Origin of the sequence: Calothrix anomala FACHB-343, assembly GCF_014696435.1 — a bacterium.
In the GTDB taxonomy this organism is placed as follows: Bacteria; Cyanobacteriota; Cyanobacteriia; order Cyanobacteriales; family Nostocaceae; genus Aulosira; species Aulosira anomala_A.
This window is the reverse complement of record NZ_JACJQG010000022.1, coordinates 12,204-37,613: the sequence shown is the minus strand read 5'-3', so window position 1 is coordinate 37,613 and position 25,410 is coordinate 12,204. Positions and strand designations below refer to the sequence as shown.

17 protein-coding genes and 1 pseudogene are annotated in these 25,410 nt (G+C 41.7%); 10 read left to right on the top strand and 8 right to left on the bottom strand.

Annotation, left to right across the window (positions count from 1 at the left end):
- Positions 1–59 precede the first annotated feature (59 nt).
- From H6G08_RS14425 to H6G08_RS14410, 4 genes are all read right to left on the bottom strand, one after another.
- Positions 60–3,080 (bottom strand): response regulator, encoded by a 3,021-nt coding sequence (locus H6G08_RS14425; RefSeq protein WP_190543579.1) that lies wholly within the window; start codon positions 3,078–3,080, stop codon positions 60–62.
- Positions 3,077–3,556: a response regulator gene (locus tag H6G08_RS14420; protein WP_190543576.1), complete on the bottom strand. Its 480-nt coding sequence runs from the start codon at positions 3,554–3,556 to the stop codon at positions 3,077–3,079. The genes H6G08_RS14425 and H6G08_RS14420 overlap by 4 nt, the downstream gene beginning before the upstream one ends.
- A 78-nt stretch (positions 3,557–3,634) precedes the next feature.
- Positions 3,635–5,884: an ATP-binding protein gene (locus tag H6G08_RS14415; RefSeq protein ID WP_190543573.1), complete on the bottom strand. Its 2,250-nt coding sequence runs from the start codon at positions 5,882–5,884 to the stop codon at positions 3,635–3,637.
- 174 nt (positions 5,885–6,058) lie between these two features.
- Positions 6,059–6,550, bottom strand: coding sequence for a hypothetical protein (locus tag H6G08_RS14410; protein ID WP_190543565.1), 492 nt, complete (start codon positions 6,548–6,550; stop codon positions 6,059–6,061).
- A gap of 222 nt (positions 6,551–6,772) precedes the next feature.
- Between H6G08_RS14410 and psb34 the strand changes: the two genes are divergently transcribed.
- Positions 6,773–6,943 carry a photosystem II assembly protein Psb34 gene (psb34, locus tag H6G08_RS14405; RefSeq protein ID WP_190543559.1) on the top strand — a complete coding sequence of 57 codons (171 nt, stop codon included), beginning with the start codon at positions 6,773–6,775 and terminating at the stop codon, positions 6,941–6,943.
- A gap of 461 nt (positions 6,944–7,404) precedes the next feature.
- On the top strand, positions 7,405–8,610 hold the full coding sequence (locus H6G08_RS14400; RefSeq protein ID WP_190543555.1) for a response regulator: 1,206 nt from the start codon (positions 7,405–7,407) through the stop codon (positions 8,608–8,610).
- Positions 8,611–8,746: 136 nt separating this feature from the next.
- Here H6G08_RS14400 and thrS read toward each other — a convergent pair whose 3' ends face one another.
- Positions 8,747–10,576, bottom strand: a complete 1,830-nt coding sequence (gene thrS, locus H6G08_RS14395) for a threonine--tRNA ligase (RefSeq protein ID WP_190543553.1) — start codon at positions 10,574–10,576, stop codon at positions 8,747–8,749.
- Positions 10,577–11,504: 928 nt separating this feature from the next.
- On the opposite strand from thrS, the gene H6G08_RS14390 reads away from it, so the two are divergent.
- Positions 11,505–11,837 (top strand): DUF2605 domain-containing protein, encoded by a 333-nt coding sequence (locus tag H6G08_RS14390; protein ID WP_190543549.1) that lies wholly within the window; start codon positions 11,505–11,507, stop codon positions 11,835–11,837.
- A 378-nt stretch (positions 11,838–12,215) separates the two neighbouring features.
- Complete coding sequence (locus H6G08_RS14385) at positions 12,216–12,533, top strand: DUF2973 domain-containing protein (protein ID WP_096644966.1); 318 nt, start codon at positions 12,216–12,218, stop codon at positions 12,531–12,533.
- Between the two features lie 550 nt (positions 12,534–13,083).
- Here the strand turns inward: H6G08_RS14385 and H6G08_RS14380 are convergent.
- A complete protein-coding gene (locus tag H6G08_RS14380; RefSeq protein ID WP_190543544.1) occupies positions 13,084–15,375 on the bottom strand; it encodes an amylo-alpha-1,6-glucosidase in 2,292 nt (763 codons plus the stop codon).
- A gap of 1,290 nt (positions 15,376–16,665) precedes the next feature.
- On the opposite strand from H6G08_RS14380, the gene H6G08_RS14375 reads away from it, so the two are divergent.
- From H6G08_RS14375 to H6G08_RS14355, 5 genes are all read left to right on the top strand, one after another.
- Positions 16,666–18,732, top strand: a complete 2,067-nt coding sequence (locus tag H6G08_RS14375) for a DICT sensory domain-containing protein (protein WP_190543542.1) — start codon at positions 16,666–16,668, stop codon at positions 18,730–18,732.
- Between the two features lie 136 nt (positions 18,733–18,868).
- A complete protein-coding gene (locus H6G08_RS14370) occupies positions 18,869–19,288 on the top strand; it encodes a photosystem I reaction center subunit II PsaD (RefSeq protein WP_190543788.1) in 420 nt (139 codons plus the stop codon).
- 162 nt (positions 19,289–19,450) lie between these two features.
- Positions 19,451–20,962 (top strand): anthranilate synthase component I, encoded by a 1,512-nt coding sequence (gene trpE, locus H6G08_RS14365; RefSeq protein ID WP_190543539.1) that lies wholly within the window; start codon positions 19,451–19,453, stop codon positions 20,960–20,962.
- A gap of 21 nt (positions 20,963–20,983) precedes the next feature.
- Positions 20,984–21,940, top strand: coding sequence for an RpnC/YadD family protein (locus H6G08_RS14360; protein ID WP_190543536.1), 957 nt, complete (start codon positions 20,984–20,986; stop codon positions 21,938–21,940).
- A 54-nt stretch (positions 21,941–21,994) separates the two neighbouring features.
- The gene (locus H6G08_RS14355; RefSeq protein WP_190543533.1) at positions 21,995–22,306 is read left to right on the top strand and encodes an RpnC/YadD family protein; all 312 of its coding nucleotides are present in this window, start codon (positions 21,995–21,997) and stop codon (positions 22,304–22,306) included.
- A 185-nt stretch (positions 22,307–22,491) separates the two neighbouring features.
- On the opposite strand, the gene H6G08_RS38810 is transcribed toward H6G08_RS14355, so the two are convergent.
- The gene (locus H6G08_RS38810; protein WP_449244383.1) at positions 22,492–22,890 is read right to left on the bottom strand and encodes a TOBE domain-containing protein; all 399 of its coding nucleotides are present in this window, start codon (positions 22,888–22,890) and stop codon (positions 22,492–22,494) included.
- 291 nt (positions 22,891–23,181) lie between these two features.
- Positions 23,182–23,658, bottom strand: a pseudogene (locus H6G08_RS38805) (ATP-binding cassette domain-containing protein); the annotation flags it as partial.
- Positions 23,659–24,012: 354 nt separating this feature from the next.
- Between H6G08_RS38805 and H6G08_RS14345 the strand changes: the two are divergent.
- The gene (locus H6G08_RS14345; RefSeq protein ID WP_190543527.1) at positions 24,013–25,275 is read left to right on the top strand and encodes an FAD-dependent oxidoreductase; all 1,263 of its coding nucleotides are present in this window, start codon (positions 24,013–24,015) and stop codon (positions 25,273–25,275) included.
- The last annotated feature ends 135 nt before the right edge of the window (positions 25,276–25,410 follow it).

Genomic DNA, 25,410 nt, shown 5'->3' with positions numbered 1-25,410 from the left:
AGTTGCTACAACGGGGGGAACCCCCGCAACGCACTGGCTCCCCCATGCCCCATGCCCCATTACAGTAGCTGATTCATCATTTCTAATAAATGCTTGAGTCTGACAGGCTTGGCTAAATACTTATTTGCACCCGCTTCTAGACAAAGTTGCTCATCACCAGGCATAGCTAAGGCTGTCAGGGCAATAATGGGAATAGCTTGCATTGGCGTATAAGCACGGATTTGCCGAATTGCTTCTAATCCGTCCATCTCTGGCATTTGAATATCCATCAAAATTAAATTAGGCTGATGTCGTTTAGCCATTTGCACAGCTTCTACACCATTGCGAGCCAGAATCACGCGAAAGTTGTGTGCTTCCAAATAGCTCATGGTGGTGGTGATATTAGCTTCATTGTCTTCTGCTAACAAAATGCTGGGTTTTTGTGATGATTCCATAGCTGCAATGACGAGAGCAGTGTGCAAATTTGGCTCTTGTACATTAGCGAAAATTTGGCTGAGTGCTTGGTAAAACTTTTGGCGCGATAAAGGTTTTAAAATATGTTCCACAGCACCTAACTCTAAACTGCGCGATCGCTGATCGACTACAGAAATGATAATTACAGGTATATGCTGCGTTTCGGAATGTCCTTTTAATTTCGCTAAAACTTCCCAGCCGGAACAATCAGGTAAATATACATCTAAAACAATCACATCTGGTTTGACGCGCAAAGCTAATTGCAATGCTCCTTCGCCCACTGGATGAATAACACTGGTTGCCCCCATTTCCGCTAAGTAGTGCTTAATTTGACTGGCAGCAGCCGTAGAATCCTCTACTACTAAGGCTTGTTGCATGGATATATCTTGCAGCATTCCTAAATCGGAGAGTAACGGCAATTCATCTTGAGTGAGCAAGGGATGCCAAGGTAAGATGACTATAAAGCAACTGCCTTTACCTAGTTGACTTTCTACGCGAATACTTCCCCCGTGCAAATCGACAATCCGCCGCACTAGAGATAATCCCAAGCCTGTACCAGGATATCGTCGTGACAGAGAACTGTCTAACTGTACAAATGGCTGAAACAGCTTGCCCATATCTGCCGCCGCAATACCAATACCAGTATCTCTAACGCGAAATTCTACCGCTTGTTCTAAGAAGTTCATGCGCACTTCTAAATTAACGCTACCACCATCGGGGGTGAACTTGACAGCATTAGCTAGCAAGTTAACTAATACTTGCAGTAGGCGACGCTCATCTGCTTCGATTTCGGAAACGGATTCTTCAATGTCACAAGTCAGTTGAATTTGCTTGTGTCGTGCTTGTTGCTTCACAAAGTTCAGACTAGATTCGCACAGGGGATGAACTGATACAGAAGTCAGTTTCATCTCCATTTTGCCTGACTCAATTTTCGAGAGGTCTAAAATATCGTTAATCAGCTCTAGTAAATGTTGACCGCTTTGTTCTACTGTATGTAAAAACTGGCGTTGTTGAGCAGTTAAGCTACCAAATACTTCTTCTAACAATAATTCTGCCATGCCCAAAATTGAGTTTAAGGGCGTGCGTAATTCATGGCTCATGCTGGCTAGAAATTCATCTTTGAGGCGTGCGGCTCTTGCTAATTCGGCATTGGCTAAACTGATACGTTCGCTACTGCGGCGGAGTTGTTCTTCTGCGCGTTTGCGCTCGGTAATATCATGATTAATTTCTAAAATTTTTACCGAATTTCCTTGCTCATCTCGCTGTAACACCCAGCGACTAGCAACGATGATGGGTGTATTATTGCGGTGTACTTGGATAAGTTCACCTTCCCAGAAACCTTGAGCAAATAATTCGGCTTCTACTTCAGCTAGCGATCGCGGAAATTGCGTTTGCAGCAGTTCATGAGATATTTGTCCGCTAGCTTCAGATGCAGTCCAGCCATACATTCTTTCTGCACCTTTGTTCCAGAAGGTAATTCTGCCATCCAGATCGCGGGTCATTATGGTATCATGGGCGAGATATAATAACTGCGCCTGTTCTTCTAAAATTTGCTGGGTGCGTTGTCGCTCTACTAGTTCCTGTTGCAATTGAGCGTTGACAGTGGCTAACTCTCCGGTTCGTTCAGCTACTCTTTGTTCTAAAGATTCATTTGCTTCTTGTAATAAAGCTTCTGCCCGTCGGCGCTCGCCTAATTCATGCTGTGCTTGTTGATACAACTCCGCCTGTCGTAAGGCAATACCTAAATGAGTTGCCAATTCTCGCAGCAAACTTACTTCTAAAGACTGCCATTGGCGCGGTGCTTGACAATGATGGGCAATTAACATTCCCCACAGCTGGCCATCTTGTAAAATAGGCACCACCAAATTTGCCCTTACCTGTAAATTTGCGAGTAAATTCACATGGCAAGGATCGATACTACCATCATAAATATCCGGCTTGATGGTGACCAATCCTTGGCGAAAAGGTTGAATATAGTTCTCACTCAAGCAGGGATCGTAGTGAGAAGTCGAGAGTAAGGGAGTCCAGTCTGCTGCTACCGATTCTGTGGTGACAATTCCCGATCCATCTGACTGTAAACGGAAAATCAGCACGCGATCGCTTTTGAGAAATTCCCTGACTTCGTCAACAGTTGTTTGTAAAATTTCTTCTATTTCCAAAGATTGATGGATTCTTTGGGTAATTTGAGAAACTAGCCGATCTTTTTCAATTCGCAGTTGCAGTTGAGATTGTAGCTGTACTCTGGAGATCGCCGAATTCACTGCCAAGATTAACCGATCTGGCGTAATCTGATCCTTAACTAGATAATCCTGCGCCCCAGCTTTCATAGTTTGCACTGCGATCGCTTCACTACCTTGCCCAGTCACCACAATCACAGGTAAATAGTTCTCAGAAGATGGAGGATGCAATCTCGCAATAAATTCTAGTCCATCTAAATCTGGCAAGCGGTAATCCAATAACACCACATCTGGCTGATGTTGCTGCCATAACTCTAAACCTTTTTGCCCTAAAGTTGCTTCCAGAATGTTGTAAGTGTAATCTCGATCGCGAAACAAACACCGCCGATAAAATTCTCGGTCTTCTGGTGAATCATCTACTATTAATACAGTACGCTGATGCTTACTCATGTTGGACTATCGGGGTAATCAGGCAAAGTCGTGACTTCAAACCAATAATCCAACAGTGTTTGAATGTCTCGCTTCAATTGAGCAAAGTTAATCGGCTTGACAATGTAGCTGTTGACTCCATATTTGTAGCAATCCTGAATATCTTTAGGATTATTGGATGTAGTGAAAACCACAACAGGAATGGTCTTTAAACTATCATCTTGTTTGATTCGATGCAATACTTGCCGTCCATCAGTTCCTGGCAGATTGAGATCAAGGATAATCATTGCCGGACGGGGAGCCGTTTCTAAATTATTGTATCTTCCAGTGCGATAAAGAAACGCCAAGGCCTGATCGCCATTAATACAGCGATGAATTGGTATCAAGAATGGCGATCGCTGCAGAAACCGTTGAATAGTTTCAAAGTCTTCATTGCTATCTTCCACAATCAACAGTGGCGGAGTATGTCTGACAGTCGGCGGGGAAACATTGATCATAAGCAAGGGGACTAGGGAGGACAAGGGAGACAATTGTACAGACGCGATTCATCGCGTCTCTGGATAAATGACCAAATTTCATCCTACCTCTGTGGCTAGGGTGAAATAAAAGGTACTACCTTCGTTTATTATTGACTCAACCCAAATTTTACCGCCGTGTCGCTCGACAATTTTACGGGCAATGGTTAATCCGGCTCCATTACCGCCACCGTATTCTTCTCTACCATGTAATCGCCGAAAAATCTGAAAAACCTTTTCTTGATGTTCTTCGGGAATACCAATACCGTTGTCGCGCACGTAAAAGGTATAGGAACTAGTTGCTGTGGTTTTCGGGTTGGCGATAAAGCCAATTTCTACCCATCTTTCTGGTTTGTCATTATATTTAATCGCATTACCGATCAGGTTAGTAAATACTTCATTAACTTGAGCGCGATCGCATTCGATGGTGGGTAAATTTTGAGGAATGCGAAAGTCAATTTGGGATTGGGGTCGAGATATAGTTAAGGTGGCGATCGCTTGTTGCACTAAATCTTGTAAATTCACTGGTTGACGCATGAGTTCAGCGCGTCCCAAGCGGGAAAAGTGCAGCAGGGAATTAATTAAATTTTCCATTCGTTGGGTCAGCTTGACCAGAGTTTGCAGTTTAGCTACGCCATCTTCATTTAAGATATCGCTATAGTCTTCCATTAAAAAGTTGGCGTAGTTATGAATCCCGCGCAATGGTTCTTTCAAGTCGTGGGAAGCTACATAAGCAAAGGAATCTAATTCTTCATTACTGCGCTGTAGTTCCATGTTCATCGAGGCGAGTTCGTCGGCTTGGCGCAAAACTACACCCACAATTAAGCTGCGTAATTCTGCTACAGCAGCGATTTCACAGGGTTTCCAAGCTAGAGAATAACCCTTAACTATTTGTTTCCATAAAGCAAAAGATTTACGCGGCGATAAACGCAAACTACCATCATCCGCGACTTCCACTGGTTTATCAGGATTCCCACCCCAATTTACAGTTTGCTGCACTTCCGGACGAAACCAGACAATATAATGGCGATGAATGCGGGAAATTTCCAAAGCTAACACACCACTCGCCACAGCTTTAAAAGCTTCAGCCGCCGGATAAATATGAGAAAGCGATCGCGTGTGAAATAAATTATCTTCCAGTTGGGGTTTAATCCAATCTAATAAAACGGGAATTTCTGCTTCTGGAGGAGTTTCACCGATGCGAATACAGCGATCGCTATTGCAAATTACCGCACCTGTAGCACTCACTAGCGATAATAGCTCTGTTCCCATCTGTGCAATCCCATCGAGAAAGTACTGCGCCTGCGATAGCGATTCCACAAATTGAGTTTGCAAAGACTTTAACTGCATCTTATAATCTTGGTCTTCGCTGGCTTCTTTGTTTGCCAGTTCCAGTGACATCACCTGCCCAATAAACTCGCAAACTGCCCTGATACTATAGGGAATATATTTAGCAGAAGAATGATGACAGGCAATTAAACCCCACAGTTTTTTGTCATGTACTAAAGAAATCGACATAGAAGCGCCTACCCCCATGTTTTGCAGATACTCTAGATGAATTGGGGAGACGCTGCGTAACACTGACAAGCTTAAATCAAGTGGTTGATTAGTTAGAGGATTATTTGTCGGTATCAACTCTACAGGCTGATAATTGACACTGGGAATGATACGCAGCCAATTACTAGTATAAAGCTTTCGCGCTTGCTTCGGAATATCGCTAGGTGGATAGCGCAAATCTAAATAAGGAATTTCCCGATCTGTATCCTCTGCAATCACAATCCCGGTTTCATCATCATCAAAGCGGTAAATCATGACGCGCTCAAATTCCGTAATTTTGCGCACTTCTTTCACTACCAATTGACACATCTGCTCCATTGTCGCCGCTTTTTGAATCTTGGTGATTACTCCCTTCACCTGCTGATAAAAATTAAAAAAGTCAGCTTTTCCCTCGTGATTCTTCGGTTCTAACTCCAACAACGCCACCCCATCCCATTGATGAACAATGCCATCAAATCGTAGGGTTTTACCTTCATGCTTAATAGAAAGGTGTAGGGGATTGAGGCTTTCAAAGTCTCCATTTAAACATTGCTGAATCGTCACAATTTGTTTGGCTTCAAACAGTTGTGACAACGGCTTCCCTAATAAATCTTCCGGTTGGCGATAGAGGAAATTAGCTGTATTGTTGCTAACTTGAATGATTTCTATGGTGGATAAATTGATCGCCAGCAGCACCCCATGCGGCTGAATCAATCCGGGAATGTGAATCGGTTCGCGATCGCAGTTGGTTAAATCCACTGTCTGAACCGTCATGCTTACTCAAACTCCTTTTACAATTTTTTCTAGTTTTTTCCGCCACCAATTCCCAACCTAAAACACCCAATTAAGAGTGAAATTGTCACTTTCCAAGCCCGAATTACTATACCGCGATGGCAGATAATCTGTCATAAGGTAGATATAATTTATAACTTTAGATAGGTTTCTACCTCAATCAGCCTGTTCTGCCTTCTCCACTGTATTATCGTTAACACCCAAGGTAAATTGTAAAGGGATGCGAGATGGGTAAGCCTTGACTATTTCTCGATAGACATCATAATTAGTCGGCAATGTCTGCCGTTGCCCACCTACACTATAGGTAACTTTATACTCTACACTCTTCAGTAACTCCGGCTTGCTTACCTCTTGCTGCGGCTGTTTGCGCCGTTCCACCTCATCAACTGTTGGGCGAGGTGGTAGTGCAGGCCACCATAAACCGCGATCGTCCGGGCCTGTTACTGCACCTTCTGGCTTCAAACCATTACGATTTAACAATGAAGTACTAGCGAAAGTTGTAAATTGCGGTGATGGTTCATCAATATATTGCACGCGCCAAGTATAAGTCGTCAGTGCGGTGCCTTCATAGTCGCTAGTTTTGACTGTGCTGCAACTAGTCAGAGTCAGCGCCATCACCATCAGAGGTATGTAGCTAGATTTTTTCATTACTTATCAAAATACCTGTGTGAGGAATAAGGCTTTTTTCCTCATTCCCAGAGTTTAACCATTTACAGAAGCCCTTTCCTAATCATAACCCCAACACATAAGCCAGGCTTATTAACCCAATGTGTAATTATTTGTCAATCCATCTTGACACTTTGTAACAAACTTGTTAAATTTATTTACATAAAGTAACAAACACAATAAAAACAACCAAGGAAAAAGATTATGTATACCACCGTTAACGAAGATGGCGTTCTCAACAACTACGCAACCGAACCCCAGATGTACTACGCTGAGTACCCAGCAATTTGGGAACAACGCAAATATGTAATTCAAGGTATTTTTGCCAGCTTGATTGTTACAACCTTGGCTTTGGTTGCTGTCAGCGTCAGCTAAGATTTCTAGATTTCTAGATTTCTGTATTGGTATCTCTCATCGTCACTCGTTCTTCTCTGTCTCACCCCGGTTAGTTTCGCCGGGGTTTTTTGTTGAGAGAAAAATCTTTATAATTCCTATAAATTACTGACTTTGAAATCAGTATTATTACGGTTATCCGAATTGTTGAGATAAATTAACATCATAAATAATAAATCATTTAATTGTTTAGAAGATAAATTAATTACTATCCAATACCATCAAAAAATGCTGAGTATTTTTTGAAAAAAAGCATTTTTATCTTCAAAAATTACCGATAAACAAAAAAATAGCAGTTTCCAGCAAGACTGCTGATTTTGTCATGTTTTTAGGGTAATTAAGCATCCTATAGATTACCTAATTGCTAATCAAATGTGGTGAGCAATTAGGTTGTCTTATCCTACAACTACCATACTGGCTGGCTGAACTAACCAATTACTTTTATGCTCTTTTTGGCACAGGCAAAATTAGATAACTTATTAGACAATCTGCAAAAATTTACTAATATTCGGTATAGCGGTGAGCTAAAAGTCAAAAGTTCTCATAAATCACAATGGACTCTGTATTTTCATCGAGGAAATATAGTTTGGGCAACGGGAGGCGATCATCCTTATCGGCGATTACAACGCTATATTAAACAGTATTATCCTCAGTTAGAAATCAACAAATTATTTTTAGATATTGAAAATAAATCTCTAGATTATTGGGATTATTGTTTATTAGAAGTTTTAGCAAACAAATATCAAGTCGAACCGCCAAAAATCAAGGCTATTGTGAGAGGAATAATATCAGAGATATTATTTGATATGGCTCAACATATTAATAAAGCCAAATTAGATTATGAGCAATCTCAAGAAGTAATTTTTAAAGCATCACCTGGTTCAACAATTGCCGAGATAAATTTTCCACAAATCCAAGAATTTTGGCAGAATTGGTTAAAAGCTGGGTTAGCCAGTGTTTCTCCTCATTTAGCACCAATCGTCCGCCAACCAGACGAACTGCAAAAGTTTTTAAACACAACCATTTACGAAAACTTGGCTCATTCGATTAATGGCAAATATACGTTATGGGATTTATCTGTAAAAATGAATCAGAATGTATTGTCACTAACTCGTTCACTCATTCCCTATATCCGCAAAGGAATTGCTGAACTAATCGAAGTAGAGGACTTACCTTTACCAACAACGCCAGAGAAAAATAACCGTAACTTTGCACAGCCTAACAACACAAATGCGCCGTTGATTGCCTGCGTAGATGATAGCTTGCAAGTATGTAAAATGTTAGAGCAAGTAATTACCGCAAATGGTCTGAGATTTATTAAGATTCAAGATTCTGCACAAGCTTTGCCAATTCTCATTCAGCATAAACCGGATTTAATATTTTTAGATTTGCTGATGCCAGTTGTCAATGGATACGAAATATGTGCCCAGTTAAGGCGCATTTCTGCATTATCAAACACGCCAGTGGTAATTTTAACAGGTAATAATGGTGTTTTCGATCAAGTTCGCTCTAAGGTTTTTGGTGCGACAGACTTTATGACTAAACCTGTAGAGGCTGATAAAGTTGTGGAGATGGTGTATAAATACTTGCCCCTGGCATTAATAGAGGCTAATCTCTGGAAAGGGCAAACTTATTTTGAAATTCCTTAACTGTTACTGTTATCAATATAAAAATGGTGTGTTGATAGGCGACAACACACCATTTTTTGTGTTGTATGATGCTTGACTGTTGACTGTTGACTGTTGACTGTTGACTGTTGACTCTTGAGTGTTGAGTGTTGACTGATTAGAAGTTGTCGAAATTAGCGATCGCAGTTTTTAATTTATCTAATACCTCATCCACAGCTACAGCGCCTAATTCCCCAGAAGCGCGGGTACGGATACTCAAGGTGTTGGTTTCCACTTCCTTAGCTCCCACCACAGCCATTACGGGTATTTTATCTTTTTCGGCATTGCGAATCAATTTACCCAAGCGATCGCCACTTAAATCAACTTCGGCACGAATGCCTAAAGCTTGCATTTTGGCAACTACATCTTTAGTAAAATCAATTTGCGCTTCACCCACCGGTAGCAATCTCGCTTGTACTGGTGCTAACCACAAGGGGAAATCACCCGCATACTCTTCAATTAAAATTCCAATCAGTCGTTCCAAAGAACCAAAAGGTGCGCGGTGAATCATTACCGGACGTTTGCGGGAACCATCCTCAGCAACATATTCTAAATCAAAGCGTTCTGGCAAATTGTAATCTACTTGTACAGTTCCTAATTGCCATTCTCGCTCTAACGCATCCTTAAAGATAAAGTCGAGTTTCGGCCCGTAAAAAGCCGCTTCGCCAATACCTTCAAAATGTTCCATCCCCAACTGTTCTACCGCGCGGCGAATTGCACCTTCCGCTTTATCCCAAACTTCATCACCACCAATATACTTATCACTAGCCGGATCGCGGAAACTCAGTCTAGCTTTAAAGTTCTTCAGTTGCAGTTTATTGAACACCGACAAAATCAAATCGACAACGCTGAGGAATTCGGTGTCTAGTTGTTCCGGGGTGACAAACAAATGAGAATCATCCACAGTAAAACCGCGCACTCTGGTTAAACCGCCTAATTCTCCTGATTGTTCGTAGCGGTAAACAGTCCCAAATTCCGCCAAGCGCATTGGTAATTCCCGATAGGAACGCAACTCACTCTTATATATTTGGATATGAAACGGACAATTCATCGGCTTCATCACAAAGCCTTGTTCTAAAGCCGCAGCTTCTGCATCATCCGCCATCAAGGGAAACATATCTTCTTTATACTTCTGCCAATGTCCAGAAGTTTTAAATAAATCCACCCTGGCGATATGGGGGGTAACTACAGGTAAATAACCGCGTTTTAGCTGTTCCTGTTTCAAAAAGTCTTCCAACATACTCCGCAACAAAGTACCTTTGGGAGTCCACAAAGGTAAACCCGGCCCCACCAGGTCGGAAAATATAAATAATCCCAGTTCCTTACCGAGTTTGCGGTGATCTCTTCTTTGTGCTTCTTCTTTGCGTCGCTTATACTCCGCCAATTGTTCGGGACTTTCCCAAGCGGTGGCGTAAATTCTTTGTAATTGCGCTTTGGTTTCATCACCCCGCCAATAAGCACCCGCAACGCTTTCTAATTCAATGGCTTTGGGGTTAATTTCGCTGGTATTTTCTAAATGAGGCCCCGCGCACAAATCCCACCATTCATTACCCAGGTGGTAAATTGTAATCGGTTCTTCTTTAATATCTGCGAGAATTTCTAACTTATAAGGTTCTTTAATTTCCTCAATCCGGCGTTTGGCTTCTTCCCGACTGACTTCTTCCCGAACTACTGGGAGTTTGCGATTAATAATTTTTACCATCTCTTTTTGGATGGATTTTAAATCTTTATCGCTAAAGGGTTCTGGATTGTCAAAATCGTAGTAAAAACCGTTATCAATCCAGGGGCCAATTGTGACTTGCGCCTTGGGAAACAGCTTTTGTACAGCCATAGCCATCACATGGGAAGCGGTGTGGCGAATTTTTTTTAAATTTTCCGATTCGCTGCTACGAGGTAAATACATTTTTGCAGATTGTTCTGATTGATTAGGAAGTTGATTAGGCGACATCGGCTGCTAAACCATTGGCGAAGTGATTGAAATGCTGATTTATCCAGTGTGGTGCTGAAAAATCTACCCAAATATAGCATGGGCAAATATGCTATATTAACAGGCTTTTTCCTATGCTAGACCAAGTTTACTTAACTGGGCATGGGGCATGGGGCATGGGGCATTGGGCATGGGGTTTGATGTTGGTAGAGGAATTATCGGCTAGATCAATGCATAAGCTAATCTGCTTTTAAGTTGCACAATCCATTGTGAAGGCTGTTGACTGTTGACTGTTGACTGTTGACTGTTGACTGTTGACTGTTTAAAGCCCTTATTAGTAGTTATGCCATTTAGATGGGCATGAGCTTATCAATATATATGTACTTGAGTTTGGTATTTCAGAGCTTGGCAAATCATCATGGCGCGATCGCATCTGTGTATCAGACAAGCTACAAACATCTAATATGATTGATTTTCGCTGCTTTATACCATCTCACGAAAAATTTGATACAGCTTCCAACTGTACAACCTATACTGAGTCTCACTTTCTTAATTTTGAATTTTGAATTTTGAATTGGTATTACCCCTTCAATATGATACCGTCTGTAATTTGCTATGATTTGCGGATATTTTCTCTTGAAATTTCTCAATGTAAACGCTTAATATAAAAGCAATATTTCGCAATTTCTCATCATAATTAACGCTCTATCTTCAGGCTGATTTATTTTTATAATAAAGATATTGACTTTTTTGTGTCTTTGTGCATTAAAAACGAAAAAACCATACCTGAGATAGCTATTCCAGGCACTTGAGTGACTCTAGAATAGAAAAATGTATATTAAAATACATCTTTTTGTAAAGTTTGTTCTATTAAGCAAAAAAAAAGGATGTGAAGATTTGTAAATAAAGTTAAGATTAGAGGGAAACTTTCAGAATATGCTTCTCATTTATGGGAGACTCAAATTTACCAGGGTCTGAATTGCTCAAAAGCCTCTTAGAACCGTTGTTAGATGATTTTCATTTTTGGTTTACGCGATCGCGCGATTTTTTGGAAACCAGACAACTCTCATTTATGAGCGAGCAAGAGCAAGATGACTTGCTTTCCAGAGTCAAACAAGCACAAGAGGAACTTAGAACAGCGAGAATGCTATTTAATGCAACCGATGGACAAGTTGGACTTGATATGGGCACCCTTAATCCTTGGCATGACATAGTAACAGAATGCTGGAATGCAGTTATGCGCTTTCATCAAGAAAAAGGGGAACAAGAGACTGAAGAATAAATTTTTTATAAGTTAGGTTCGCTAAACTTAGTTAATAGCAGCAAGTCAGTATTTGTGAAAACCAGCGCGTAGCTAGACTAGCTAGCGGCAATCATTGCCAACCTTAGCTTGATTAGCTGTTGAAATTTTGTCTAGTTGGTATGTAGATTTTCTCAAAAGTCACAATCCTTAATAAATTTTGAATAAATCAGAAAATTAGGTATCCCATGCTACCGTGTTCTGAATAACGTTTACTAGATTACCTTTAATAGAAAACACCATACGTACAAACAGTACGTAACTTAATCGCTATTGCTATTGGTGTACTTGAAATTATTAGCAAAGCGAAGCTTTACAGTAAAAACTTTTAAAATTCACTTCCTCTGGAGGACAATTCCGATGTTACACCTGCTTTACATTCTTGCCTTTACAATTCTTGCTGTGATTGCTGTTGCCAATTTAATTCGTAACCTGATTATGTTCAGTTTTGATCGAGACCGAACATACCCAACAATGAACGATCGCGGACAATATGGTTATCCCACATCGAGAAAACAGTTTACACCACATCCAGAGTTATTAGATAGTGCAGGTAATTTAATTAAAGAACCTTTATTAGTCATGCGGTCAATCAATGTAGAAGACGCCCGCCAACAACTAGATGCTTTATATGAATCTTCTCCAGGTCGTAAAGTGGAGAATCAAGAAGAAAGCTAAATCAGAATACTGTATTCCTGAGCGAAGAACAAATTAACATTAAAAGGTAAAGAAAGGAGTTTAGATCTTCTTTCTTTTTTTGTCATTAGTCATTAGTCATTGGTCATTTGTCATTGGTCATTTGTCATTGGTCATTGGTCATTTGTCATTTGTCATTTGTGAGTTTATTTTTTCATATTTAATGACGATTCTCGTAGGGGTGGGGTTTCCCCACCTGTGTCAACTTAAGGCAAAACCCAGCTACCGCAAGGAACTGAAGTTCCTTGCTAATAGCCAAAGTCATCTAAAGATAACTAAATCTCCTCAAAATCTTGAGTCTACTTTAGTAGACTTGGGCTATTAGCCTGAGAATGAATTCTCAGGCGGGTGACAAAGCTAAGACAGAGGCTATTTTTAACTTAAATTGACACCAATGGGTTTCCCCACCCTTCCAAGAATTTAATTTGACGTTTTAAATTGTGAGTCAGAAACACAGGATACAAGGACAAGAAGAAAAACAAAAATCAAGACTTGCCCCATGCCCTATGCCCCATGCCCCATGCCCTACTAATTACGCCTCAATCACTACGCGCAGATTTCCGCGTTTTTTGGCGACACGACAAGCAGTAGTATTACCAGAACGCTCAAATTCTAAATCAAGAACGGTGGTACCAACTTGCAAATTATGGAAGGATAAACGATTAATCGACTCTGGTAAAGCCGGATCGATAATCCGCAAGCAGTTATTTTGCGCATCCGGTACGAGATTCACCATCATTTGCAAAAGTTGGAAAACACTACCAGTAGCCCAAGCTTGAGGCGTACAAGCAACTGGGTACTGTACGGGGGCGTTATCTCCGTTGCGTTCGTAACCACAAAACAGTTCTGGGGGACGAAAATATGGTTGCTGACTAGTCATATCAAACAAACCTTGGAATAATTCTAAGGCTTGATCGATTAAGCCAAGCGATCGCAATCCCATCGCAATGATGGCGTTATCATGGGGCCAGACTGAACCGATGTGATAGCCCATTGGGTTGTAAGCTGGAGATAAACTACTTAAAGTGCGAATTCCCCAACCATTAAACATATCAGGGGCGCGCAATCTTTCCGCAACGCTATAGGCTTTTTCTGGTGTAAAAATACCTAAATGCAAACAATGGCCGGGATTAGATGTAATACTATCTACCTGCTTACCATCGCCATCTAAAGCTAAAGCACAGAAATCTTGGTCTTCCATCCAAAAATCGCGATTAAAGCGAATTTTGAGATTTTTGGCTTCTTCTTGCCATCTATCGGCTAAATCTAGCCGCTTTTTCATCCGCGCAATTTCTGCGAGGCGCATTTTCGCTGCATAAACATATGCTTGCACTTCACAAAGAGCGATCGCACCGTTAGCTAATTCTCCCTTATGGTCTACAATACAGTCGCCGGAATCTTTCCAACCTTGGTTAGCTAAACCACGTTTAGATTTACGATTGTAGCTTAAGTAGCTGGTTTGTTTAATATTGCGGTCAATCCACTCCATTGCTGCTAAGGCATTAGGCCAAAGTTGCTCTAAAGTTTCGCGATCGTTTGTCCATGCATAATACTCTGCATAGAGCATCAGCCACAACGGAGTAGCATCAACTGTACCGTAGTATGGCGTATGGGGAATTTCTTGACAGCGCGCCATTTCTCCCAAGCGCAACTCGTGTAAAATTTTCCCTGGTTCTTCATCGCGCCATTCATCCTCAACTTTACCTTGATATTTCGCTAACAGCATTAGCGTTTCTTTGGCAATTGTGGGATTTAACATCAAAGTTTGGGAAGCTGTGATGATGGAATCTCGTCCAAACAGCGCCGAAAACCAAGGTACGCCTGCTGAAACAGTCTTATACTTGCCAAAAGACTGGCGCAACAAATACATATCTTGTTCAGCGCGTTCAATCACGCGATTGAAGATGCTTTTATCTGAACTAATCCGGGTAATTTGGTTTACCCATTGTTGCTCTTCTATTAACTCAGCAGCTTTTGCCTGTGGTAAGGTAATGGCGGCGCTGACGGTAGAACTGGGTTGATTATTGCGGAGTAAATTTACCCGGTAAGCTAACTTTTGGGTTTCGTGGGGAGTTAACTCTAACTGCCAAACCGCAGTGTAACCTTTAAAGTAATCTGGTTGGCGGTGCTGAAATTGCAACCGAGATTCCATGACTAAGCCATCCAAACCTTGATAAGCCATAGTCAAAGATTCATCCCGCAATAGCACTGGTTGAGTTTGCACAGATGCAAAGCCATCGCCTTCTGTAGATGTACCATCTTCCTGTAGCGGTTCGACTAAACGCAGCAATCTACCCCGTTTACCTCTGTCATAGCCGCGCACTTCAAATAAATCGACAAAATCGGCATCAAAGCTGATGCTGAGTTCAAAACTTACAGTAGTTGTGCTATAATTAGCTACTTCGATTTCTTCAAACAGTGCCCCGTTAAGTACCATTTCCCGGCGAATGCCTACGGTGTCAGGCCGCAGACGTTCATCAATTCTGGGGTTAGTACATAACACTGAGAGAGCAAATCCTTTTTCAGCTGTACTACTGAGTAGGATAGGCGATCGCCCTTCAATTTGTAACTCCAAGCGATTGAGAAATCTGGTATCACAGCAAAACAGTCCCATACTGGGGTTACCATCGTTGAGAGAACAGCCCGAAATGTTCCCCAGCGTGTCTGTCACTAAAAATAAATCGTCATCTTTTACCGTCAGGGTTGGTTGTGCTCTGTCACTGAGAACACAAGGCCATTCTGGTATAGGTAATTGTTCTGCGGGAATATAAGTTTTTCCATCCAGGAAAATTTTTTCCGGTGTCATTAGTATATCCGGTGTCATTAGGCAACGTTCCGTGTACAGGTCTAGATTTTCGTGTAGGCTTTAGCGTCAACAGGAAAAAAGTTCTAGTTGAGAACCTTACCCAGAGATTTGAAGTAAAAAGACGCTCTAGTAAACGTAGTTAAGCTATTTCAGCCAAAATCATACTGACACAATCTCGAACAAAGGACAGCTATAAAATCTACAGCAATCAGAATCTAGGACTAAAACTGCCTATTTGAGATTTATAGTTAAGGCTGTCAATCGTTAAATATCGATTGTGTCAGAAGGTAAACTTATACTTTTTAAAGTTTTATTAAGCTGGCGTCAAGTCCAAATAACTGTGATTTTCCGTTATTTCGCGGATTATTTGGCGATGAATATATATTTATATGCATATAGGTTATTATATCCGCCGTTTATTTAATTTTTGGCATTAATAAATCTACTGGCAGATTATTTAAAGTTTAGATTGCAGACTTTTGTCAAAAAATCAGGGATAAATCTGCTGACTAGAGAAAAAATTTGATTTTTTGTGATATTGGCTGATGTAGGATTGGCAATCATATAAATAAAGTGGGCAATAAGTAGTACTTCAATAGCTCGCCTACTATATAAATTTATGTTGAGAAATAGTAGTTATTACCAATTCCAAAAAATTCCGCAAAAATTGAATGTGACAATGTATGATATAGTTTTTAATAAAAATTAAAACTAAATAATTAATTTATATGAAATCAAATTACAAACTATCCGGCTTGACGCGAAATTTTATGAAATTTACGCTCATAAAATCCATAGATAGCAGGTATTATTAGCAGCAAATTCATGGATGCTAATCAGAAAATAATGTTTATAATTTAGATTTACCCACATTTACACAAAAGCAAAATGGGAATTGATGTCAAGCTGGCTACATAAATACAAAAATATCAAAAACTATAATAAGATTAGAAACGGTGAGACATAAAACTTAGTTAAAAAGTACCGTTAACTAATATATTTAATTGGCTGATGTTCAATTAATCAGCGATAATTGAGCCAGGATTACTCACAAGTGGTCTATCTGTAAATTTATCAAGTGTGCCTGTTACATTCAGGAGTAAATTCCTGACTACAAAAAACAAATGGCTAATCAAGCGGTGCCCAGTCTTCTTAACGACAAAGAGGAATTTGGCACTGTTACAAAAAGTCATTTTTACGATTCTTTACATATTCTCATTGTCTAAATGACTTTAGAGTCCGTTGTAATTTGTACAATGCATCTGTGACTTGGATTGAGATCGAATTGGGCTTTTTATAACGACATTCATGAGCATTTCAACTTCTGTGCTGAGTGATCTGCTACAGTTCCTCCCCTACCTAAGACCCCAGCTATATTTTAAGGCTTCACTAACGGCGCTCTCCCATGCGATGGAAGACCAAGTTCTGGCGGCGACTTTAGAGCAGCCGTTGGTAATTGCGAGCTTTCAACGCGAGCGATTTTATCGTCAAGAAGCCCATCGCTACCAACGTTTGTCGGAGCGAAGTAACCAAATATACGTATTATCTGCCCCAGAAACAGATTTTACTAATAGCTCGGAATATTATGAAAAAGTAGCTTTTGAGCCAGATGACGCCCTCAGCCAAGAATGGCATTTAGTAGTAATTGGTGATAATTATGCTACTTGCCTGGTATGTCGAGAAAGCCTGGGTTCTATAGCCAAGAATAAGCAGAATCCGGAAATGATTCCTAGCCTGGATATGGATACAGCGCGGAGGTTTGAGGGAATTTGGACATCAGAACGAGGCGTGAGTCTCAAAGCTGCTCAATTACTTTTAGAGAGAATTGTAGTTTACAGACCAGATTTAGCGAAGAAAGTAGAAGCAGCACGCCAAAGATTTGGAATTGGGACACCAAAAATTGCCTCAGATACAGAGCAAATCAGCAAATATGCTTGTGATATAGACACAGATCCATTTGTGCAACGCTTGGTAACTTATCTGCAAGCTAGTCAGTATAAATTACATAAAGCTTATCGTTCGATTACAGCCCAAGCACGTAAAGAACAGTTAATTAATTCAATTAGTACTGCAATTAGGCGATCGCTCGATCCGCACGAAGTACTGCAAATAGCCGCCCAAGAATTGGGGCAGCACCTGGGATCTGGACGTTGTTTAATTTACCGCGCCCAAGCTACAGACGCCCAAGCCATTATTGAACATGAATTTTTAAACCCAGGGGTATCATCGGTATTAGGGCAAACTTGGCAACTAGAGCAAAATAAACTATTTCAGGAAATAGTCAAACAAGGCGAGGGTGTGTGTGTGAGCGATACCCTAGAAGATCCTTGGGTGATTGATTCGCCAATCTTATCAGCGATCGCTAAAAAATTTGATATTCGTTCTTGGCTAATTGAACCAGTATTTTATCAAGGGCGATTGCTGGGCATAGTAGAGTTACATTACTGCAATCCCTCACCCCATGAGTGTTTACCAGGGGAATTGGACTTAGTAAAAGCGATCGCTACCCAAGTAGGTGCAGCCTTAATTCAAGCAGAAGCCTACGCCAACCTAGAAGAACTCAATCAGCAACTAGAAGCCCTCGATCGCACCCGCAGTAACCTCATAGCCATTACCGGACACGAACTGCGTACCCCCCTATCAACAATTCAAGTTTGCCTCGAAAGCCTCGCCAGCGAGCCAGATATGCCCCAAGACTTACAGCAGGTAATGCTGAGTACAGCCCTGGCTGATTCCGAAAGAATGCGCAAACTAGTGCAAGATTTCTTAACACTTTCCAACTTAGAAAGCGGTCGCGTAGAATGGCACCCCGAATCGCTGACGTTACAAGAATGTATAGACTTAGCCCTAAGTAGAATGCGGACGCGCCCCACCATCGAAAAACCGCCCGAAATTTCTACAAATATTGCCGAAAACCTACCTTTAGTCAAAGCAGACGGCGATTGGCTAGTAGAAGTAATTGCCAAACTCGTAGACAACGCCTTTAAATTTACACCCTCCCACGGCGACATTACGATTAGTGCCATACGTAACGAAAAGCAAATGGTCGAAGTCACCGTAGCCGATACCGGACGAGGTATCGAACCCAATCGCCTAGAGATAGTATTCGACAGATTTTATCAAGAAGAAGGCGCACTCCGCCGTAGCACAGGCGGTACAGGTTTGGGTTTAGCAATTTGTCGGCAAATTGTCAATGGCTGGGGCGGAGAAATTTGGGCGACTTCCAAAGGTAAAGACCAAGGCAGCCAGTTTCACTTTACCGTCCCTATTGTCCAGAGCAGCCCAGAGCGGGGCAAGGGGGCAGGGGGCAGGGGGATAGAGGGGACAAGGGGGACAAGGAGGACAAGGGAGACAAGGAGGACAAATGACAAATGACCAATGACCAATGACCAATGACAATTGCCCAATAACAACCAAAAAATGACTAAAAACTGTTACAGTCTATGACACGATTGCAACACGATCCGTTTGGCAGTGTTAGGATGCCCTAAAAACGTTGAGAGACTACTTTATGGCAGAAGCACTTTCTGGAAAAACTCCGCTATTTGCTGGCAGCACTGGTGGCTTGCTGACAAAAGCAGCAACGGAAGAAAAGTACGCTATCACCTGGACTAGCCCCAAGGCTCAAGTTTTTGAATTGCCTACAGGTGGCGCTGCTACTATGCAAGAGGGTCAAAACCTGTTGTATTTGGCTCGGAAAGAATATGGTATCGCTTTAGGCGGTCAACTCCGGAAATTCAAAATCACCGACTACAAGATTTACCGGATTCTGCCTTCAGGTGAAACCACTATGATTCATCCTGCTGATGGCGTATTCCCTGAAAAGGTAAACGCAGGTCGTGAGAAAGTCCGTTTTGTGCCACGCAACATTGGTAGCAACCCCAGTCCATCTGCATTGAAGTTTAGCGGTAAATATACCTACGACGCTTAGGTAATAGGTACTGGGAACTAGTAGGGAATAGGGAATAGGGACTAGGGACTAGAGGCTAGAGGTTGGAAAAGATGTTCTCCCAATCGTTTATCCTTTATACTTAATTCTCTATGCCCTATTCCCTATACCCCAATGTTCCAATCCTCAATCCCTTAGTAGTTTATGATTTTTCCCGATTTTTCTGAATTTTCCCAATTAGCTGCACAAGGTAACTTTGTTCCCGTATATCAGGAATGGGTAGCAGATCTCGATACACCAGTATCTGCTTGGTATAAGGTTTGTGCTGGTCAGCCTTACAGCTTTTTGTTGGAATCGGTAGAAGGTGGGGAAAAGCTGGGACGTTATAGTTTATTGGGATGCGATCCGTTGTGGGTGTTGGAAGCCAGGGGTGAGACTACAACCCAAACACACCGTGATGGTTCTCAGGAAGTTTTTGCAGGCGATCCATTTACGGCTTTAGCTAATTGTCTGGAACCTTATAAACCAGTCAAATTACCCCAACTACCACCGGGAATTGGCGGTTTGTTTGGCTTTTGGGGTTATGAATTAATTAATTGGATTGAACCCCGCGTACCCATTTACCCCCAAGATGAGAGAAATTTACCTGATGGGTTGTGGATGCAGGTAGATCACCTGTTAATTTTCGATCAGGTGAAGCGGAAAATTTGGGCGATCGCTTATGCTGATTTACGAGATCCGCAAGTAGATTTACAAGCAGCTTATCAACAAGCAGGCGATCGCGTGACGCAAATGCTGAATAAGTTATCTCTGCCATTATCACCAGAGAAAACCCAATTTGCATGGACGCCTCCTGGTAACAAAAAAGCAGCAACAACAGAATATAACAGTAATTTTACGCGCCCGGAATTCTGCGCCAGCGTCCAAAAAGCCAAAGATTACATTAAAGCAGGCGATATCTTTCAAGTCGTCATTTCTCAGCGATTATCTACAGAATATACAGGCGATCCCTTTGCCCTTTACCGTTCCCTACGGCAGATAAATCCCTCGCCTTACATGGCTTACTTTAACTTCCAGGATTGGCAAATTATCGGTTCTAGTCCAGAAGTGATGGTAAAAGCCGAACGCGATCGCGATGGAGAAACAATCGCCACAGTCCGTCCAATTGCGGGAACGCGCCCTAGAGGGAAAACTAGTAAGGAAGATGCAGCATTAGCCGAAGATTTGCTCCAAGACCCCAAAGAAGTGGCAGAACATGTCATGCTAGTGGACTTAGGGCGAAATGATTTAGGGCGAGTTTGCCAAAGCGGTAGCGTGAGAGTTGATGAGTTAATGGTGGTGGAACGCTACTCTCATGTAATGCATATTGTCAGTAATGTAGTAGGTAAATTAGCCACTGATAAAACAGCATGGGATTTACTCAAAGCTTGCTTTCCGGCGGGAACAGTTAGCGGTGCGCCAAAAATTCGGGCGATGGAGATTATTCACGAGTTAGAACCAAGCCGTCGCGGGGTTTATTCTGGCGTTTATGGTTATTATGACTTTGAAGGACAATTAAATAGCGCGATCGCTATTCGGACAATGGTAGTTCGCGATCGCACTGTTACAGTTCAAGCTGGTGCGGGTTTGGTAGCTGATTCCGAACCTGAAAAAGAGTATGAAGAAACCCTCAATAAAGCTAGAGGTTTGTTAGAAGCGATTCGTTGTTTGCGTTAAACAAACCACGCCAGAAAGAAAATGACTAGGTTTCTCTACGATCAGTTTGCCAAAGATTATCTGACAGAATTATTACAACCTTTAGGGGAAGTAGATACGAGTCGAAAAGTAGCAGCAGAAATCCGCGAAATAGACGTATATTTCACACCGACAACCCAATTAACCAGCGATACAATAGAATTAGGGCTGCTAGGAAAACTTGCAGCTACACCTGCGTTGATTGAACCCTTTAGAAATGCAGCGACAATTGCGGAAATTCGTAGTTGTCTGAATAAATTATTTGATATCTTTGCTGAGTCAAAGCGTCAATCTAAAGTAGAGAAAAAGCAAATTGCTGAATCAGATTTACCTAAATTGTGGATTTTGTCGCCCACAGCCTCTGAAGGGATATTGAATGGTTTTAGAACCAACTTAGATATAGAAAATTGGGGAGTAGGAATACATTTTTTCGGAGATTATTTCCGTACCGCAATTGTCGCCATTCATCAATTACCCGTTACCCAGGAAACACTATGGTTAAGAATTTTAGGTAAAGGAAGAGTTCAGCAACAAGCGATAGATGAACTAGAAGCACTTCCGCCAACAAATCCCTTACGTGCGAGAGCAATCGATTTATTATTAAATTTAAAGACTACATTGGAAGTAAATCAAAATATAGATCAAGAAGATAGAGAATTAATTATGCGCTTATCTCCTATTTATGAACAAAAATTAGCAGAATCTAAACAAGCCGGAATTCAAGAAGGAATTCAAACGGGAATTCAAGAAGGAATTCAAGTGGGAATTCAAGCAGGCATTCAGCAAGGCGTAAACGCAGAACGTCGTCGAGTTATAGAAAATTTACTGCGCATTAGGTTTGGTATTTTAAGTGATGATTTAACTAGGATTATTGAACCTTTATCATTATTACCACCGGAAGAATTTACTCCTTTATTACTGCAATTATCACCACAAGAATTAATCGATAGATTTTTGTAAAAAGAATTCATAGGAATTACGCAAAATATCGACCAAGAAGATAGAGAGTTAATTATGCGCCTATCTCCTATTTACGAACAAAAATTAGCAGAATCTAAACAAGCTGGAATTCAAGAAGGAATTCAGCAAGGCGTAAACGCAGAACGCCGTCGAGTTATAGAAAATTTACTGCGCATTAGGTTTGGTGTTTTAAATGATGATTTAACCAGGATTATTGAACCTTTATCATTATTATCACCGGAAGAATTTACTCCTTTATTACTGCAATTATCACCACAAGAATTAATAGATAGATTTATATCTCGTTTCCAGCCTCTGGCTGGAAATGCGTATTGTGAGGCTCCGCCTCGTCTTCTGATAGATTGAGGCAGAGCCTCACGATTTTCGCTCCCACGCAGAGCATGGGAGCTAGATGAAATGGGGGTTTCGCGTTAAGTTGACACCAATTGGTACTGCCATGCCCCTACCATCTGTCGCATTTTTTCAAATTGGGTAACAGTAATAAATACTGAATTCTTTAACAGAAAGTAATTGTTAATTGCTGATAATTGTTATTCAGCCTGAGGAAATATTGCTAAATCTGTCATCGGATCAAAAAAGTGGATTTTTTCGGGAATGAGGGATAACCAAAGTTGATCGCCTACATTTACTAATCTTTCTGGTGGAACTCTTACTTGTAGGTAATCGCCTGTGTTTTCAGCAAAACCGGCTTCGCCAAGTCTGGCGCTGATAAAGCTATCGTTGCCTAAATTTTCGACTAAATCTACTAAAACAGGGAGATTTTTTGTAGCAGGTACGCTGACAATAAAATGTTCTGGACGCACACCTAAAATTAAAGTTTGTCCATCATATTTTTGTAAGGCACTTTCCCAAATTTGTGGGAGAGTGAGACGAAATTGAGAATGGGTAATTAATAAAGGTGCATGAAATTCTACAGGAATGAAATTCATTGGTGGTGAACCAATAAATTCAGCAACAAAGCGATTGGCTGGACGATTATAAAGTTCTAAAGGCGAAGCAACTTGCTGTATTTGTCCTTGATTCATAATCGCAATGCGATCGCCCATTGTCATCGCTTCGGTTTGATCGTGGGTGACGTAAATTGTCGTTGTGCCTAACTGGCGCTGTAATTTGACAATTTGGGCGCGGGTTTCTGCACGTAATTTCGCGTCTAAATTAGACAATGGCTCATCCATTAAGAATACTTGGGGATTACGAGCGATCGCTCTTCCTAAGGCTACCCTTTGTCTTTGTCCCCCGGAAAGCTGTTTGGGTAGGCGATTTAGCAAAGTTTCAATTTGTAATAATTGCGCCACATTCCGCACCCGCCGATCTACTTCCCGTTCCTTGTGAGAAATGTAACGCAGTCCTTTCGGTAGCGATCGCGTTATCCCCACAAATAAATTTTCTGCCAAAGTTGATAAAGTAGATGCGGAAATGGGAAACCGAGAAGAATTGGCAATTTCTGCATCTTCTCTTTCCCTACTGTCAAAACGACGCCGCAGTCCAAAGGCGATATTGTCATACACTGACATGTGGGGATAAAGAGCGTAATTTTGAAACACCATTGCAATATCCCGTTCCTTCGGTGGTAAATCGTTCACTAAGCGATCGCCTACCCAAATATTACCGCCCGTCATCGCTTCTAAACCGGCAATTAACCGCAGCAGGGTACTTTTACCACAACCAGAAGGCCCCACCAATACCATAAACTCCCCATCAGCGATAGTGAGGTTAATTCGCCGCAGGACATTGATATTATCTGCACGTTCTCGGTGTGCATCAGTTTTCTTACCAGAGGATAAAGCCGTTGAGGTTGGCTCGGCAATACTTTCCCCTTTACGCGGGGGGAAACTTTTATAAATATTTTCTAATACAACTTGAGACACGAGTGTTAATGATTCTTATTGGGGATGGGGCATGGGGCATTGGGCATTGGGCAACTGTACAGACGCGATTAATCGCGTCTCTAGCAACTGATAACTGACAACTGAATACGAAAAGTTAAAAAAGTAGCTCGCAGCCATAAAAGCAAACTAAGGTTAATTTTAGGACTTTCTGAAGGTCAGCTTATGACTAACTCTTTATCTGAAAATCCTGCCCATGATATTCATGACATTATAGATGTCCAAACCACTGATTGTTGTATTGTTGGTGGTGGCCCGGCTGGGGCTGTATTGGCTTTATTATTAGCCCGTCAAGGGATTCCGGTGATGCTGTTGGAAGCACACAAGGACTTCGATCGCGATTTTCGCGGTGACACCATTCACCCATCTGTAATGGAGATTATGGCGGAATTGGATTTGAGCGATCGCTTGTTGGCACTCCCCCATAGTAAAATTCGCCAATTGCGGATTCAAACCGCCGAAGATAGCCTGACTTTGGCAGATTTTAGCCATATAAAAACCAATTACCCTTACATCACTATGCTTCCCCAAGTGAAATTTCTGGAATTTATCACCCAGGAAGCGCAAAAATACCCCAGTTTTCAGTTAATTATGGGGGCGAATGTTCAAGAATTAATTATCACAGATGGCGTAGTTGCGGGTGTACGCTATCGCGGAGGCGGTGGTTGGCATGAAATTCGCGCAAAACTTACCGTAGGTGCAGATGGACGCCATTCCAAGTTAAGACAACTGGGTGGTTTTGAGTCTGTGGAAACTTCCCCATCAATGGATGTGCTGTGGTTCCGTCTCCCCCGTCACCCAGAAGATGCAGAAGGGGGAATGGGAAGAATTGCTAAAGGACACATTCTCGTCATGCTGGATCGAGGTGAAGAATGGCAAATTGCTTATGTTATCCCTAAAGGCGGCTATCAACAACTACGCACTGCGGGTTTAGAGGAGTTAAAAAAATCTGTCGTCGCAGTTGTACCAGAATTAGGGAATCGCATCTCTAATTTACATGATTGGTCACAAGTAGCTTTTCTTTCCGTAGAATCCAGCCGCGTTAAGCGTTGGTATCGTCCCGGATTGCTACTGATTGGCGATGCAGCCCATGTCATGTCCCCCGTGGGTGGTGTGGGGATTAACTACGCCATTCAGGATGCTGTTGTTGCAGCAAATGCGTTGGCGAAGCCCGCCGTAGGCATCGCCAAACCCCTAAAAAATCAAAATTTACAACTCCAAGATTTAGCAAAAGTCCAAAACCAAAGAGAATTACCCACAAGAATCATCCAAGGATTTCAGACTTTAATCCAAAAACAAATATTTACCCGCATACTCACATCCGATGAGACTTTTCAACCACCAGCTTTCCTCCGGTTACCCATCCTGCGCGACTTCCCCGCCCGATTAATTGGTTTGGGTTTGTTCCCAGTTCACGTGCAAATTTAATTTGGGCATGGGGCATTGGGCATTGGGCATGGGGTATCATTCGTAGGGGCGGGGTTTCCCCGCCCTTGACGACAACGGAATTGGTATATTCGTAAAATTTTCGGACAAAAGGTCAAAATTCCAGGCTCAAAGCCC